The sequence below is a fragment of the Amycolatopsis xylanica genome (assembly GCF_900107045.1).
GTDB classification, from domain to species: Bacteria; Actinomycetota; Actinomycetes; order Mycobacteriales; family Pseudonocardiaceae; genus Amycolatopsis; species Amycolatopsis xylanica.
The window spans coordinates 1,182,389-1,197,483 of record NZ_FNON01000002.1; the positions used below are offsets into that span (position 1 = coordinate 1,182,389).

15 protein-coding genes are annotated in these 15,095 nt (G+C 68.5%); 9 read left to right on the forward strand and 6 right to left on the reverse strand.

What is annotated here, in order from left to right; all coding sequences use genetic code 11:
- Positions 1 to 59: 59 nt before the first annotated feature.
- The gene (locus BLV57_RS13420; RefSeq protein ID WP_245757293.1) at positions 60 to 1,169 is read left to right on the forward strand and encodes a sensor histidine kinase; all 1,110 of its coding nucleotides are present in this window, start codon (positions 60 to 62) and stop codon (positions 1,167 to 1,169) included.
- Positions 1,166 to 1,831: a response regulator gene (locus tag BLV57_RS13425; RefSeq protein ID WP_091288953.1), complete on the forward strand. Its 666-nt coding sequence runs from the start codon at positions 1,166 to 1,168 to the stop codon at positions 1,829 to 1,831. The genes BLV57_RS13420 and BLV57_RS13425 overlap by 4 nt, the downstream gene beginning before the upstream one ends.
- 163 nt (positions 1,832 to 1,994) lie before the next feature.
- Here BLV57_RS13425 and BLV57_RS13430 read toward each other — a convergent pair whose 3' ends face one another.
- The 5 genes from BLV57_RS13430 to BLV57_RS13450 all read right to left on the reverse strand — a co-directional run bounded on the left by BLV57_RS13430 (position 1,995) and on the right by BLV57_RS13450 (position 8,617).
- Positions 1,995 to 3,785, reverse strand: a complete 1,791-nt coding sequence (locus BLV57_RS13430; protein WP_245757294.1) for a glycosyltransferase family protein — start codon at positions 3,783 to 3,785, stop codon at positions 1,995 to 1,997.
- Positions 3,782 to 4,159: a hypothetical protein gene (locus BLV57_RS13435; RefSeq protein WP_091288954.1), complete on the reverse strand. Its 378-nt coding sequence runs from the start codon at positions 4,157 to 4,159 to the stop codon at positions 3,782 to 3,784. The genes BLV57_RS13430 and BLV57_RS13435 overlap by 4 nt, the downstream gene beginning before the upstream one ends.
- Entirely contained in the window at positions 4,152 to 6,053 is a 1,902-nt protein-coding gene (locus tag BLV57_RS13440) for a glycosyltransferase family 4 protein (RefSeq protein WP_091288955.1), read from the reverse strand. Before BLV57_RS13440 ends, BLV57_RS13435 begins: the two co-directional genes overlap by 8 nt.
- A gap of 41 nt (positions 6,054 to 6,094) precedes the next feature.
- The gene (locus BLV57_RS13445; protein WP_091288956.1) at positions 6,095 to 7,402 is read right to left on the reverse strand and encodes a flagellar basal body-associated protein FliL; all 1,308 of its coding nucleotides are present in this window, start codon (positions 7,400 to 7,402) and stop codon (positions 6,095 to 6,097) included.
- Positions 7,403 to 7,531: 129 nt separating this feature from the next.
- Complete coding sequence (locus BLV57_RS13450; protein WP_091288957.1) at positions 7,532 to 8,617, reverse strand: hypothetical protein; 1,086 nt, start codon at positions 8,615 to 8,617, stop codon at positions 7,532 to 7,534.
- Between the two features lie 264 nt (positions 8,618 to 8,881).
- Between BLV57_RS13450 and BLV57_RS13455 the strand changes: the two genes are divergently transcribed.
- Positions 8,882 to 9,172, forward strand: a complete 291-nt coding sequence (locus BLV57_RS13455) for a helix-turn-helix domain-containing protein (RefSeq protein WP_245757295.1) — start codon at positions 8,882 to 8,884, stop codon at positions 9,170 to 9,172.
- Positions 9,173 to 9,231: 59 nt separating this feature from the next.
- Here the strand turns inward: BLV57_RS13455 and BLV57_RS13460 are convergent, their stop codons facing one another.
- Positions 9,232 to 9,690, reverse strand: coding sequence for a DUF6247 family protein (locus tag BLV57_RS13460; protein WP_143047049.1), 459 nt, complete (start codon positions 9,688 to 9,690; stop codon positions 9,232 to 9,234).
- A 167-nt stretch (positions 9,691 to 9,857) separates the two neighbouring features.
- On the opposite strand from BLV57_RS13460, the gene BLV57_RS13465 reads away from it, so the two are divergent.
- The 6 genes from BLV57_RS13465 to BLV57_RS13490 all read left to right on the forward strand — a co-directional run bounded on the left by BLV57_RS13465 (position 9,858) and on the right by BLV57_RS13490 (position 15,061).
- Complete coding sequence (locus BLV57_RS13465; protein ID WP_143047050.1) at positions 9,858 to 11,360, forward strand: LVIVD repeat-containing protein; 1,503 nt, start codon at positions 9,858 to 9,860, stop codon at positions 11,358 to 11,360.
- Between the two features lie 60 nt (positions 11,361 to 11,420).
- Entirely contained in the window at positions 11,421 to 11,759 is a 339-nt protein-coding gene (locus BLV57_RS13470) for a DUF2750 domain-containing protein (protein ID WP_091288961.1), read from the forward strand.
- A gap of 235 nt (positions 11,760 to 11,994) precedes the next feature.
- A complete protein-coding gene (locus BLV57_RS13475; protein ID WP_091288962.1) occupies positions 11,995 to 13,509 on the forward strand; it encodes a serine/threonine-protein kinase in 1,515 nt (504 codons plus the stop codon).
- Positions 13,510 to 13,549: 40 nt separating this feature from the next.
- On the forward strand, positions 13,550 to 13,954 hold the full coding sequence (locus BLV57_RS13480; protein WP_091288963.1) for a hypothetical protein: 405 nt from the start codon (positions 13,550 to 13,552) through the stop codon (positions 13,952 to 13,954).
- Positions 13,955 to 14,091: 137 nt separating this feature from the next.
- Positions 14,092 to 14,649, forward strand: a complete 558-nt coding sequence (locus BLV57_RS13485) for a DUF2716 domain-containing protein (RefSeq protein ID WP_091288964.1) — start codon at positions 14,092 to 14,094, stop codon at positions 14,647 to 14,649.
- A gap of 1 nt (position 14,650) precedes the next feature.
- Positions 14,651 to 15,061 (forward strand): Imm7 family immunity protein, encoded by a 411-nt coding sequence (locus tag BLV57_RS13490; RefSeq protein WP_091288965.1) that lies wholly within the window; start codon positions 14,651 to 14,653, stop codon positions 15,059 to 15,061.
- Positions 15,062 to 15,095: the final 34 nt, after the last annotated feature.

The following is a 15,095-nucleotide window of genomic DNA, read 5'->3' on the forward strand; positions in this document are numbered from 1 at the left end:
TACGAGAACCGCTTCTCGGCTGACGCTGTTGGCGCTCTACTCGGAGTAGTTTGCCTCCCGTGTGGAAGACAGCGCGCAAGGCGGACGTGGTGACAGCGGTCATCGCGACCCTTTTCGTGCTCGCCGTGCACACCGGGGCCGCCAGGTGGCAGCCGGAAACGCACCGGCTCGACGCGTTCGCCTACCTCTGGCTCGCGGCCGCCGGGCTGCCGCTGATCGTGCGGCGCCGCTTCCCGTTGACGGTCTTCCTCGTCTCCGGCGTACTCACGTGGGCGTACTTCGCGGCGCATTACTACGCGCTCGGTCCCGCGTTCGTGCTGCCGACCATCGCGCTGTTCGTGCTGACCAGGGTGCGCGGCTGGGTTGTCGCGAGCATCGCCGCGGGTTCGCTGATCACCGGTGGCTGGATCGCCTACCTCATCACCGGCGGCCCACTCCTGCCGGACATGCGTGGCGTGGTGGTGCTCGTCTTGGCGAGCGCGGTGATCGGAATCGGCACGGCTGTGCAGAACCGGGTGGCCGTCATCGCCGCGAACCGTGAGCGCGCGGCCGAGCAGCAGCAGCGGATGGCCGAGCAGGAGCGGCTGCGGATCGCGCGCGAGGTGCACGACGTCGTCGCGCACAGCCTGGCGATGATCAACGTTCAGGCCGGGGTCGCCGCGCATGTCGCCGACCGGCGGCCGGATCAGGCCAAGGAAGCGCTGGTCAACATCAAGGAAGCCAGCGCTTCGGCGCTCAAGGACCTCCGTGCGACGGTCGCGCTGCTGCGCGGCGGCGAAGACAGGGCACCGGCGCCGAGCCTTCGTCAGATGTCGGAGCTGATCGAACACGCCCGCGCGACAGGGCTTGAGGTGCAGGTTCACGGTGAACCCGGTGAGCTGCCCGCGCCGGTCGACGGCGCCGCTTACCGGATCTTGCAGGAGTCGCTGACCAATGTCGTGCGCCATGCCCACGAACCGACCAAGATCGATGTCCATTTCGGACAACAAGGCCTCCAATTCCTGCTCGTCGTCAGGGATGATGGGACGGGAGCGGTTCAGCCGAAACCCGGGCACGGCTTGCGGGGCATGGGTGAGCGGGCGGCGGCGCTCGGCGGACGGCTCACGGCGTCCGTTGTAGACGGCGGGTTCGAAATCAAAGCCGAGTTACCGATCGAGGGGGCGCCATGATCCGCGTTCTGCTGGCCGACGACCAGGTGCTGGTGCGTGCTGGATTCCGCGTGCTACTCGAGACCGAAGACGGCTTCGAGGTCGTCGGTGAGGCCGGCAACGGTGAAGAAGCCGTCGCGATGGCCACCGAGTTCAAGCCGGACATCGTCGTCATGGACATCCGGATGCCCGGCGTCGACGGCATCGAGGCCACCCGCAAGATCACCTCGAACCCCGACCTCGACCACGTGAAGGTCCTGGTGCTGACGACCTTCGACGTCGACGAGTACGTCTACGACGCGCTGCGCTCCGGCGCGAGCGGGTTCCTGCTCAAGGACACCGAGCCGGTCGAGCTGCTCCGCGCGATCAAGGTGGTGGCCGACGGTGACTCGCTGCTCGCGCCCACGGTGACCAGACGGCTGATCGCGGAGTTCGTCGGCAGGCCGGAGAACCGGCAGATCGACACCAGCGCGGTCCGCGAGATCACCGATCGCGAGCGCGAGGTGCTCGCGCTCGTCGCCGGCGGGCTGTCCAACGACGAGATCGCCAACCAGCTGGTCATCTCGGCGGCGACCGCGCGCACGCACGTCAGCCGGATCATGACGAAGATCGGGGCCCGCGACCGGGCCCAGCTCGTCGTGCTCGCCTACGAATCCGGCCTGGTCACGCCGCGCGGACGCTGAATCAGCGGCTTCTCAGCTGTAGCGCCACGCGGACGACGAAGACAACGGCGAGCACGGCGACCACGACGATCTCGAATGTCATCGCGACTCCTCAGTCATGTCAGCAGATGCTCTGCCTCAAGGACGCCTGACTGTGGGACGTGGTCGCGGTCCGAGACCTATGTCACCCCTTCGGACTAACGGCGGCCCAGGCTCGCCGGGGGTCCAGATCGAGCGGACGCGGGTCGGGATCGGGGCGCAGACGTCGCAGCAAAAGCTGCTGGACCAGCGCGGATCGGTGTTCGCCGCGGGCCACCTGCAGCCAGAAGAGGTGATCTTCGAGGCCTTCGAGCATCGGCTCCTCGGTCCAGCCGCCCAGCGTGTCGACCAGCGATCGTCGCACCAGATAGCCGCTGCCGAGGTACGGGAGCGTCCGCAGCCGCCGCTCCTCGGGCGGCAGCGCGCCGACCAGGCCGTCGACCGGATCGCCGACCGGCGCGTGCACGACGTCGACCCCGTCGGCCGCCGCCACGAACCGCTCCAGCAGGTGCCTGGACGCGCGCATGCCGCCGTCGAGCACGAGCAGCATCGACGCGGACGAGCGCTCCAACAGAATGTTTCGCGTGAAACCACGGCCCAGTGGCCGCTCGTTGAGCAGCAGGTCATACGGCCGCGGTGCGGGCCAAGGCGAGACGCCGTCCTCGCCAACGAGCACCCGCTTCGGCAGCATGGTGCCGGTCAGCAGGTCCGTGACCAGGTCATCCGGGTCGACTTCGCCGGGACGGCGCACGATCAGCACGTCGACATCGGCGTGCGCTGAGTCCGCGAACAGGTGCGAACCCGAAGCGGGCACCCAGCGCCGCTCGGCGAGCCGCCGCGCGGCCGCCGCACGCTGCGCGAGCTGACCGGCCTGCGCAGTCGCCCGCGCGGTGACCGGCGCGCCCATCGACCGGTCGCCCGCGAAGCGCGCGTCCCAGGACGGGGTGTCGATCGCCATGGCGTTCTCCGGCGAGCGAAGGCTGTTCGCGTGCGCCCGCGCCGCGTCCACGCTGACCGCCGGGGCGGTGCCGTTGACCAGCGAAGACGCCAGCTCGATCAGCATCCGGGCCGAACCGGCCATGTCGAGCGTCTTCACGAACTCGTACGCGGCCATCCGCAGGTGCCGCTCGCGTTCGGGCTCGGCGGCCATCGCCGCGGCGACCGCGCCGAGCGAGTCCGGCCTGGCGATCACCAGGTGCTCACCGGGGATCATCGGCTCGACGTCGATCGAGGTCTCGGTGATGACGACACAGCCGTTGGACATCGCTTCGAGCGTGCGCACCCATTCGAGGGTCTGCTTCTGCTCGCGGTGCAGATTGAGGATGAACCGCGAGGCGGCGAGGTGCTCGAGCTTCGCCTTGCCAGGCAGGAAGTCGACGCGCGCGGTCGCCATCATCTCGTGCGGCGGCGTCAGCAGCCGGGTGCGCAGGCCCGCGAGGTCACGCGCGTACGAGGCGAGCAGCTTGGAGCGGCGTCGCTCGGCCGTGGCGAGGTAGGTGACGTCGATGTCGCGCGTGCTGTCGGGGTCGCCGCCCCAGAGGTCCCACAGCGGGCTGTAGCCCAGCTGGAAGTGCTCGACCTTGATGCCGCGGCGGTTCAGCTCGGCCGTCGAGTCGTGGTTGATGTCGACGGCCCCACCCAGGCCCTGCACCAGCGCGGCGTTGCGCTCGAAGGTGTCCGTGCCGGGGTGTTCGACGCAGAAACCGATCGTGCGGCGGCACTGCTCGGCGCTGGGGAAGTCCGCGTCGGGCGCGACCACGAAGTACTCATGGGGGACGACGACGTAGACCGTGTCGGGCTCGGCTTCGGGAAACCGGCCGACGACCGACCGGGCGCGGCCGCCCGCCGACCGCACCGCGTCGGCGACGACCTCGAGCAGCTCTTCCATGAACGCCGAGCCACCCTCGGCGGAGACGAAGCAGAGATCAGCGCTCACGGCCGGTCCATCTTCTTGCGGACCGCGCGCAGCGGCGCGGTGACGCGCCAGCTGACCGTGCGGTGCGTGGCGTCCAGCTCACGGGCCATTTCGGCGGCGCGGCGCTCGGCCTCGAACAGGCGCTGGCGCTCGGGCGTCTGGTCACCGGTGACGTCGAAGCCCGCCGCCTCGGCGCCGCCAGCGGACAGCACGAGCTCGGCGTCTAGCAGCGCGAGGCGCATCTTGTCGCGCTCTTCGCGGGTCGCGGCCAGCTCGGCGCGCAGCGAAGCACGCTCCTGGCGCAGCACGGCCAGGTCGGCTGCCAGCGCCTCGGCGCGGTCGGAGATCTCCTTGTGCTCGGCGCGCAGCTTGGTGATCTCTTCGTGCTCAGACATGGTGACCCCTGGCGAGTTCGGTCAGGATGTGGGAAAAGTCGCGGGCGTAACCGGATGGGTCGAGCCAGGGTTCGAGCTTCTCGTACGCGGCCTTCGCCATCTCGCGCCTGCGCGCGGGCGTCGCGTCCAGCGCGCGGAGCAGCGCCGCCGCCATCGCGTCGACGTCGTTGGTCTCGAAGAGCCAGCCGGTCTCGCCGTCGGTAATCATCTCGCGCGCGCCGAACACGTCGGTCGCGGCGACCGGCACCCCACAGCAGACGGCTTCGAGGATCGACCGCGGCAGCGACTCGATGTCCGAGCTGTTCACGAACAGGTCGGCGGCCTGAATCCAGCGCAGCGGCTCCGGCGTCACCGGGATCAGCTTGACCACGTCTTCCAGCCCGGCGCGCTCGACGGTGTCCTCGAGCGCGAGGCCGTAGGGCGACGGGTGGTGCCCGACGATGTTGAGCTTGGCGTTCGGGTGGATCCGGTGGATCCGCTGCATGGCGCTGATCAGCGGGCCGTTGCCCTTGCGGGACTCGACGATGCCCAGGTTGATCATGACGAAGTCGTCCGGCGAGAAGCCGAGCGTCTGCCGGGCCTGACGCCGCGTCTCACCGCGGGTGCGGCCCTTGAACTTGTGCATCGGCGTGCCGTAGCGGACGGTCTGGCACCGCTCCGGCTTGCTGTACGGCAGGAACATCTCGCGCGTGGCGTCCGCGACGAAGATCAGCTTGTCCGCTTCGCCGAGCGCGCTGACCCAGCGCTGCCAGACCGCGTTCGGCGGCTTCGCCGGTCCCCAGTTCTGGTACGCGAACGTCGGCAGCTCGAAGCTCTCGTGGATGACCCACGCGGTCGGCAGGCCGGCGCGCTTGGCCGCGTCCGCGCCGACGAACCCGCCGAGCGTGTTGACCAGCGCGACCCCGGCGCCGGAGCACTTCGCGAACCGGGCCATCTCGGCGACGTGGCCTTCATAGCCCGGCACGGTCTGATAGCGGTAATGCGTGGTCACGTGCACGGGGATGCCCAGCTCGGCGCAGTCCGCGCGCAGCGGGCCATCGGTCTCGCTGACCAGGCTGATCTGCCAGTCGTGCTCCTTGACCATGCGCGTCAGTAGTTCCTGCAGCCACAGCTGACCGCCGCCGACGCCGAGGCTGTGCGTGAAGACCAGCAGATGCTTCGGGTCGGTCTGGACGTGCACACGCGCCATCGCCTTGGCCGTGTCGCCCGCCAGCTCGTCGGCGAGCTCCGCGTCGTCGAGGTCGGCCTCGGGGTTGCGCAGCAGGAACGGCCGCTTGGCCGAGACGTGCTCGCCGACGCCATCGGTCCGGTAGCGGACGCGGATCGAGAGGTTCCGCTCCTCACCCGGCTCGATGTCGATCGGCACCCAGGCCTCGAATCCGCTGACCCCGGCGTCGTCGAAGGCGGGGAACTCCTTGGCGACGTCCTCACGCGGCAGCCGCGTGCGCGCGCGAATGGTCCGGCCGCCCTCGACCATGACCTCGATCAGGCTCGGCGCGCGGCCGTCGAGCAGCGCCCAGCCGGTCACGTAGACGACCCGGCCCTCGGACACCTTCGTCGTCTTCGGCGCTTCCAGCTCACCGAGCCACAGCGGCTCTTCACCGGGCAGTACGCCGACGAAGAACGGGCTTTCGGTCAGCGTCTCGCCGTTCGGGCCCTCGACGACCACCTTCTGCGCGCCGGACGGCACCCAGCTGCTCGGCACCGCGCGGAATCCGAGCGCGCCGGCGGGCGCGCCGGGGCACGGCTCGGGGTGCAGGTTCGCCTCGACCTCGCCGAACTTGACGGTGACGTCGTCGACCCTGCTGACCCCACTCGTCCAGCCGCGTAGCTCGAAGAGATGGCCGACCGGCCGGTCCGGCGCCAGGATGGCGGCGGTGTAGAGGGTCATCATCTTCCTAGCTTGTCAGGTCCACGTGCTGGTCGAGTGCGTTTTCAGGAAGCGGGGAACGGCGTGAGCGTCTTCTTGACCGCGCGCTGGTAGCTGCCGCTCAGCGCCTTCTCGTCCTCGATCTTGTCGGTGGGGAACTGCTGGTCGATGCTGACCCGGATGACGTTGTCGCCCGAGACCCAGGTGCCGCGGTAGATGCCGGAGGTGTCGCCGGTCTTCTTGTGCAGCGCGACCGACTCCGGCATCTCCGGCAGCGGCTCAGAGATCAGCGTGAACCCGTTCGCGGCCTGATAAGCGCGCAGCTGCTTGAGAAGCTCCGCCGCGGCAGTGGGGCTGCCGACCGGGATGACCATGACCGAGATCTTCGCGGGCTGCGGGCCGAACTCGTCCGGCTGCTTCTGTGAGCCCTTCCAGGCGACCTCTTTGACGTTCGCCGCGGTCAGCAGGTCGACCTCGCCCTGCTCCAGCACGCTCGTGCCGACGAGCTGGCCGACGCCGAGCACGTTGTTCTTCGGGTCCGGCTCGCCGCTCGGGTTCGGGATCTTGTCGAGCAGAAGCTCCATCGGCGACTTCTGCTTGGGCGGGGGCGCCGCCTGCGAAGTCGGGGCAGGCGCGTTGGTCTTCTCGGCCTCGGGGGTCTCGCCCGACGGCTTGAACAGGAAGTAACCGCCGACGCCGAGACCCGCGAGCACGAGCAGCGCGACCACGACCATCACGGCGATCTTGCCGCCCTTGCCACGGCCGGTGCGGTCCTCGAAGACCTCGGGACCCTGTTTCACCCATTCGGAACTGCCCGCCGGTGCGATCGGCGGGAAGTCGGAGCCACCCCACGGCGGCGTGACGTCCTGGTCAGGCGCGTTCCAGGCAGGCTGCTGCTGGTACTGCGGCTGCTGGAATCCGCCTGCGGGGGAGTGCGGCTGCGGGAAGCCACCGGCAGGCGAGTTGGGCACGACCTGGGTGCGGTTCGGGTCGGCGTGCTGCGGTTGCTGCTGCCAGGAGTTCACGACCTGCGTGCGCTCCGGCGCGACATCCGCGCTCGACACGATCTGCGTCGACTCCGCGTTGGGGTTGCCCTGCGGCGGGCTGACCGGCGCGATGATCTGCGTCGAGTCGGCCGAAGGCTGCGGCGGGTTCTGCTGCCCTTGCGGGGGCTGCGGCTGCTGATACTGCTGCTGCGCCGGCTGCTGGTACTGCTGTTGCTGGGGCTGCTGCGGCGCCTGCTGCTGACCGGAGTCGCCGTACGCGACGGCTGACGACAGCACCTGGTCACGGCGGACGCGGTAGTCGTCGGCGGAGAGGCGGCCCGATGCGAGCTCCTCGTCCAGATTGCGCAGTTCCTCCTGCCAGGACAAGGCAAGCCCCCTTATCTTTTAGTGCCCAGACGGCGCACTCCCGGCCGTCGTGATACCACTTAGTACGGTGACGTGAGCATTGTGCACGTCCACGCCGTGGCGCGCAGGCGCGGGTCCAATCGTGACCTGCTACTTCCCCGGCAGTGTTTTCTGGATCTCCGCCACCGTCTTGGCCAGCCGCTGGTTGAGCGCGGCGGGGTTCCCGTCGAGTGCCTGCGAGACCCACGCGGTCACCGCGAGATCCCCGGAGACGTACCCGGTCCCGCTCATCTGCCCGTTGGCGTTCTTCCCGGTCAGCGCGGACAAGGCGCCCACCTTCTGCTCCTTGAGCCCGCTGCCGAGCGAGTTGTCACGCAGGTACTTGAGGATCGCGGCGGCGTCGGCCGGGTTCTTCGCCGGAATGACCAGGATCAAGTACCCGTTCGAGCCATCGGCCGAGCCGCGGAAGACCACCTCGGTCACGCCTTTGGTACCGAAGAACTCGGCGGCTTCCTTCGAGTAATGCCCCAGCTCGGCGCCCTTCGCGACGGACATGATCGAGTTGTCCTTGTCGGGCGTGCCGGGCAGCACGGGCAGCTTGTCCTCGAGCGTCGGCTCCTTGACGCTGTTGCTCGGCGCACTGCTGGTCGGCACCGCCGGAACCGGGCTGGGCACGGGCGGCGCGGCGGTGTCCTCGGTCTTGCCGCTGTCGAACCACCACACCCCGCCCACGATCAAGGCGAGCACCAGCAGCACCCCGACCGCCAGAAAAGCCCAAACCGGCTTACGCCTGTTCTTGAGCGGCGCGGGCCGGAATCCGTCCTCGATGGGCGGCGGAGGCGGCGCCGCGTGCCGAGGCGCCGCGATCGGCGGAATCGGCTGCACGGCCGCATGCACGATGGTCGGCTGGTCGAACGGGTTCGGATACGCGATCGTCTCGGTCGGCCGCTGATCGGCCGGACTGGGCGCGGTCGTCCGCCGCCCATTGGTCAACGCCTCGTGCAACGGCTTCGGCGGTTCAGCCCGCGGAGCAGCATGCCCCGGATTCGCGCTCTGCCATCCCTGCTGCTGCCGCTCACCGGCAGGCCGCCGCAACGGCGAGGCGACCGGCGAAGGTGAACCCCCACCCGAAGCACCCGCGAGCAGCTCATCACGAAGCTTCCGGTGCTGATCGTGACTGAGCTTGCCGGCGGCCAGTTCGGCATCCAGCCGTCGCAGCTCTTCCTGCCAGCTCATGGACCAACCCCCTGCCCTCGTGGGGCCACAGTGTTACACGGCGCTTCCCGCACGCGACGCGCTCGGTTCCGCGGCGTGCGCCAGCAGTATGTCGTGCCCCAGCCCCCGGCGACACGGTCCTTTTCCCGCCCCGCCCACCCGGCCGCCCACTCCGCACGAACGTGACAAGGGCGGCTTTCGCCCGGTCGACAACTCGCGTATTGACGGTGGGTGATGAACCCTGCGCGAAGCGTAGGTACGACGGAGGGAAGAAAATGCCTGAGCGTGCTGGCTGGAGCCAGCTTCGGGACGAGCGGATGGGCCGAACCCGGAGCGGCCGAGGCCTACGAGGCGACTCGGCTTGCCTTCGAGCTGGGCAAGACGGTCCGAGAACTGCGCGACCACCGCGGTTGGACCCAGGCGCAGCTCGCGGAGGCCGCGCGGATGACCCAGCCCGCTATCGCCCGGTTCGAAGCGGGCGGCACGGTGCCGACGATCCCAGTCCTTGAACGGCTTGCCAGCGCACTGGGGGCCGAGTTGATCGTGCGGTTGTCGCCGCGATCATCGGTGGCGTGACTCGCGATCAGTCCGTCGCCTTTGGATGTGACGCGATCTCCGCGTTTCGCGGGCATCCGTCACCCGTCCACCGGAGGCGCGACCGGTCCGAGATCGTCACCAAGCGGTTCGGAAAGCCGTCGCGCGAGCTTCGGGTCGGCGTGGATCGCCGCGGTACTGCGCCATTCCCTGACCGTCTGCTCCAGTACGGACCACTGGCCCAACTCCGCGGATGCCTGAAAGGCCCTGGCGAAGTCGGACACGAACTGTGCGCGTTCCTCTTCGGGAAGGACGTCCACCCAGGGAAACTCGTCGAGCAGGGCCTTCGCCGCGATATCCGCTGGCAGGTGGGCAAGCACGTTCCGGAGTGCCCGCGCGGCTGAAACAGCGCCCTCGGCCGCCGAACTCGCGCGGTCCTCGCGGGTGAGCAGCAGCGCGGCACCATCACGACGCCGAACCCGCACGTCGCCGCTGTCGGCAAGCGCGGCGACACTCTTCGGGTCGCGCTGGAGCTCACTCCACTGCACTTCGGTAGTCACCTCTCAATTCTGAACTTTTTCAGAAGTCTCCGCAAGTCTAACTGACCACCCTGTAAGTGATAACGAAGGGTGATCGCCGCGAACGGTGGGTAGCATGGCTGGAATCGGACAGTTCAACCGACCTTCGTACGTAGTCGGGTGATCACCGCCGCTGACACGCTCTGCTTATGAGAGTTCTCGCTACGTTGACAGCAGGCCTGTTGATGGTTCTCACCGTCCAAGGCACCGCCACCGCAGCCCAGAGCACTGAGCAGCCCGCTCTTTCCGCGGCCGACAAGAACGTGAAGCTGCGCAACACCCTGCCCGGCACCGAGCGGGCGATCTCGATCGCGTTCGCCGAGTACGGGCGCAAGGACGTCGCCTTCGTGAGCGGCGAGTTCGGTTTGAAGACCTTCGACGTGACCGACGTCGAGCATCCGAAGTTCCTCGATCACCTGACCAAGCAGGAGATGGCGCTGCCGGGTGACGACCCGAGCCAGCGGTTCTGGGAGAACGAGGACGTCAACGTCGACCCGAAGCGCAAGCTGGTCTTCCTCGCCCGCGAGGTCAACTCGTTCGGGCGGAAGCTGCCGGGTGACCGGCCGACCGGGAACTACCTGGTCTCGGCCGCGGACCCGGCGAACCTGGAGCTGCTGGGCTTCCATCGGCAGAACACCGGGCACACGACCACGTGCATCAACGACTGCCAGTACCTGTGGACGGCCGGGCTGGACCGGTCGGACGCGAAGACCGGGCGGATCTTCGTCACGGACATCCGCGATCCGCGCAACCCCAAGGAACTGCCGGTCTCCGTCGACGTCCGCGGCACGCCGGGGCAGGGCAAGATCACGCATGACGTGCAGGTCGACGCTCTGGGCATCGCCTGGGTCGCCGGCGACGACGGCACCCGTGGCTACTGGACCGATGGCTGGCACAAGGATCCGCTGACCGGAAAGGTGCGCTGGGCGACCGCGGCCGACCCGGTCCCGTACGCGGGTGGCGCCGTGCCGAAGATCGACATGCCGACCTCGTTCACGCACAACTCGTTCCGCCCGGTCGGCCGGACGCTGGCCGACGGGCCGAAGCCGTCGGCGGCCAACCCACCCGGCAGCCTGCTGCTGCACACCGAAGAGGCGTTCGGCTCGTCGACGTGCAAGGACCAGGGCCGGTTCGTGATCTCGTCGCTCAAGGGCACCGAGCACGGCGAAGGCTGGGGCACCAAGCCCGCCGAGATGAAGACCGTCGGCGTGTGGAGCCCTGACGACCAGGAAGGCACCATTCCCGGCGACGTCACCTGCTCCGCGCACTACTTCGACGTGCAGAAGCGGATCGTCGCCTATTCCTGGTACGAGCAGGGCACCCGGTTCCTCGACATTTCGAACCCGGCCAAGCCGATCCAGATCGCTTACTGGCGACCGGAAGCCGCGATCTCGTGGGCGCCCTACTGGCACAAGAACAACGTGTTCATCGCCGACCTCCAGCGCGGCGTGGAGATCGTTTCGCTCACTAAGGGCGCTTATGACGCGCAGGACAGCGGCACCAACGTCCAGCTCGTCTCGACGCCTGGCAAGGCGAAGCCCGGAAAGCCCGCGCGGCAACGCCTGCCGCTCGCGCCGGACCCTGACTTCGGCTGGGCCTGCCCGATGCTCGCCGGGCGTGAAGGCGACTGCTCGCCGGGCGCCTGCTGCTGACAAAACCGCTGGGAGCCCTCGTTTCGGCGAGGGCTCCCTCGCGTCGGTACCGTCGACGTCGTGAGTCAAAGTGCGGCGCACGCCGACGCGTTCTTCCGAGACATCGCACGGACCGGCGTCGTGTGGCAGGTCCGTGACGACCAGGGTTCGCCGTCGCCGACGGACGAAAGTGGTGCTCGGGTGCTGCCGTATTGGTCCACCCAGGCGCGAGCGGCACGGGCCGCGAAGGTCTGGGGTGGTGGGCTCAAACCCGCGTCACTTCCGTTGGCGCATTGGGTCGAGCGTGAACTCGCCGGGATTGAGAAGGACGGGTTCCTCGTCGGACTCAATTGGTCTGGCCCGGGCATGACCGGCTTCGCGCTGACCGCCCGCGAAGTGCTCGCGCGGCTGTCCGGCTGAGCGTTTTACGAAATGGATACGGGTATTGACTGAGGATCACTCGATCGTGTGGGCCTGCGATCGAGAAAGCCGTGATCGACCGTCCGATATCGACTGATCGAATTCGTCCTACCGGCGCGTATCAGCCCGTTGACCAGCGGGTTCGAGTCCAGTGAGCACCGCCGGAAATGCGCTCGGGTCGCTGAATCGCCGCGGATTTCGGCTGCTTAGCCTTACTGCCTCGAAAGGGGCTGGCATGAGACTCGTCGCGGGTAGGTACGCGGTGCTCGGCGAGCTCGGCCGTGGCGGCATGGGTGTCGTCTGGCGGGCCGAGGACCGGGTGCTGGGGCGGCAGGTCGCGCTCAAAGAGCTGCAGACACCGCCCGGCACGACGCCTGCGCAGATCGAGCGGGTGATGCGCGAGGCACGCACGGCCGGGCGGCTGAACGATCCCGCCGTCGTGACCGTGTACGACGTGGTCGCCGAGCCCAAGGCGACCTACATCGTGATGGAGCTGGTCAGCGCGCCCACCCTCGATGACCTGCTCGAACGGAGTGGCGCGCTGCCGGGCAGCCGGGTGAGCGAGCTCGGGCTCAGGATCCTCGGCGCGCTCGAGACGGCGCACGCGGCAGGCATCGTGCATCGGGACGTCAAGCCGAGCAACATCATGGTGCTGCCGGGTGACCGGGTGAAGCTCGCCGATTTCGGGATCGCGCGTGCGATGGACGATCCGGGGCTGACGCAGTCCGGTGGCGTGATGGGCTCGCCCGGGTACATGGCGCCCGAATTGTTCGCGGGCGCCAGGCCGACGCCCGCCTCGGATCTCTGGTCGCTCGGGGCCACGCTCTATCACGCCGCGGAAGGGCGCGCGCCGTTCGAACGCGAGACGACCGCTGCCGTCTTGCACGCGATCATGTACGAGACGCCGGTGCTGGAGCACACGACCGGTGCGCTCGCGGCCGTCATTCGCGGCCTGCTCGCGCAGGCGCCGGAGGAACGTGTCGACGCGCGGCGGGTGCGGGCACTGCTCACCGGGAAGGCCGAGGTTCCGGTCGAGCCGCCGACCGTCTACATCGAACCGGTCAAGCCCGTGGAACCCAAGCCACGGCGGCGTTTCGCGCTCGCCGGTATCGGCGTCGCGGTGGTCGCCGCGCTGGCCGCGATCTATTTCCTCAGGCCTGACAACGAAAAGCAAGCCGTCGCGGCGCCGGAGCCGAACACGGAAGCCACGGTCACGCAGACCACCGTGCCCAGCAAGGTGAAAGCCGACGCGTCATCGACGGAAGCCGCTAAGTCCACTGAGGACAGTGCGCCGCCATCGGGCGCGGCCGGGCCAGCCGGGGAGAATCCGCCAGAGGCGCCCAGTCCGTCGGCGTCCAGCGCCGCGCAGCCGGAGCGGAAGCTGGTGCCATTGACGCGGTATCGCGCCGAGCGCGGGCACTCGACGGCCAGTCGCAAGGTGCAGGCGCCGAAGGGGTTCGCCGCGGACGGTTCGCTCGGCGCCGTGGTCGCCAAGGCCGAGCCCGGCACCGCGAAACTCTTCGCCTGCAAGGCGAGTAACGACGACGACTGGTTCACCGCGGTCGGTGGCTGTGCTGGCCAGGAGACGCTCGGGCAGCTCGGCTTCATCTTCACCGCGCCTCCCGCGACGGGCACCGCGCAGCCGCTCTACCGGTGTAACGCGGGCAACGACCATTTCGACTCGCTGAGCGCGGGCTGCGAAGGGAAAGCTCAGGAGACGACACTCGGATACGTGCTCATTTCCGTGTAGGTCCATACGGGTACTTGCGCGCGTCGCTAACGTGTGCGGGATGAGTTATGAGCTGAACTTCGTTCGCAGAGAGCCGGGCCAGTCCTGGGACGAGGCCTTCGAGGAGATGGCGGAGAACGCTTCCTCCGGTCCGCTCTCGGCGAAATGTGCCGGGCAGTGGGACCGCATCTTCGCGGAGGCGACCACGCTGCTGGGCACGCTCGAGCACGTCGACGGGGGCGATTCCCGCGAGCTCACCCACGAGCCGACCGGCATCCAGCTGAGCTTCTCCGATGGCGACGTGACCATCACCGTTCCCCACTGGCACCAGGGTTCCGCCGCGACCAAGACGAAGGTCGACGTCTACGCGCTGGCCGACATCGTCGAGCGCGAAACCGGCCTGGAGGGCTACGACCCCCAGCTGGACCAGCCACTTTCGGAATTGCGCGCCGTCTCAGCCGGGTAACCGAGTGTGACGGTGGCACCGACCACAAAGATCAGTTTCGCAGCCTTTACAGTGACTGTACGCAGACGCGTAAACGGGCCGTTTCGTGTTCCGCGAAGCTCTCACCCGTCTATCCGGCCGAGTATCAGAGGTCGCTCGTGAATCCAGCCTGGGAACAAGTATCGAGGGTCGTCGACGAACCCGCGTGGTACTGGGTGTACGACAAACTCCGCTTCTGGCCGAGTACTTTTCCGCACGCCTGGCCGGGTTTCGCCGAGCCATCACCTTCGGTCACGTGGGACCTTTCGGCGAGTGACGCCGACCGCGGGTCGGCGGAGTTCCGCCTCGGGCCGAACTCGATCGAGGCCGACGAGGTCAACCGGATCGCGCTGCACGCGCTGCGCGACTGCGTGAAGCTCGACGAGTGGGTGTGGGTGCTGCACTGGCAGCACCAGTCGTACAAGTTCTATCCGCACCGGATGGGCGAGGGCCAGCCGTGGCCGGTCTCGGTGTTCCCGCAGGGCGACTACCACCTGTTCCTCGCGTCGGACTACCGCTTCGGCACGCTCGGGCATCCGTGGGAGCGCTCGTTGTGCGTCTACGGCAAGGATTTGACGACCGCGTTCGAGCGGCACGGCAAGGAGAAGTTCGCCAAGGAACTCCGCCGCGACGGGACCGCTCTCGATAGTGGATCGACCGCACGCCTAGGCTCTTGACGTGTACGAATACCACGGCTGGGTGACACTGCAGGCGACCTCGTCCGGCGACGACGACCCCTCGCTGCTCGAGCGCATCGTCGAGCGCGTGCACCGTGCGGTCCGCGACTTCGGTGAACTGGACGTCGTCGATCTGCAGTGGATCAACGGGGTCCCGCAGCTGCACCTCGGCGGGCTGGCCAAGCACGGCGCGACGTTCGGGCCCGATCTGCTCGAGCTGTACACCCGCGTCGGCGAGCTGGCGCCGGGTTCCTATGGGCTGCTGCACGTCTGGGACGACCAGGACGAGGACCACGACAACGACTTCCGCGTGCACCGCATGGCGCGCGGGCAGGTCACCGAGGTCGCCGACAAGCACCTCTCGCCGGTCGCGCCGACGGTCATCGACGGGTATCCCGAATTCGACTCGTGACCGGCTTTTGAGTAGCCGTACTCAAGACAGCGCG

Bases quoted from the DNA above. Each gene is read 5' to 3' on its own strand.
- BLV57_RS13425 (WP_091288953.1), top strand. From the start codon at position 1,166: ATGATCCGCGTTCTGCTGGCCGACGACCAGGTGCTGGTGCGTGCTGGA.
- BLV57_RS13435 (WP_091288954.1), bottom strand. From the start codon at position 4,159: ATGTCTGAGCACGAAGAGATCACCAAGCTGCGCGCCGAGCACAAGGAG.
- BLV57_RS13440 (WP_091288955.1), bottom strand. From the start codon at position 6,053: ATGATGACCCTCTACACCGCCGCCATCCTGGCGCCGGACCGGCCGGTC.
- BLV57_RS13450 (WP_091288957.1), bottom strand. From the start codon at position 8,617: ATGAGCTGGCAGGAAGAGCTGCGACGGCTGGATGCCGAACTGGCCGCC.
- BLV57_RS13465 (WP_143047050.1), top strand. From the start codon at position 9,858: ATGAGAGTTCTCGCTACGTTGACAGCAGGCCTGTTGATGGTTCTCACC.
- BLV57_RS13475 (WP_091288962.1), top strand. From the start codon at position 11,995: ATGAGACTCGTCGCGGGTAGGTACGCGGTGCTCGGCGAGCTCGGCCGT.
- BLV57_RS13480 (WP_091288963.1), top strand. From the start codon at position 13,550: ATGAGTTATGAGCTGAACTTCGTTCGCAGAGAGCCGGGCCAGTCCTGG.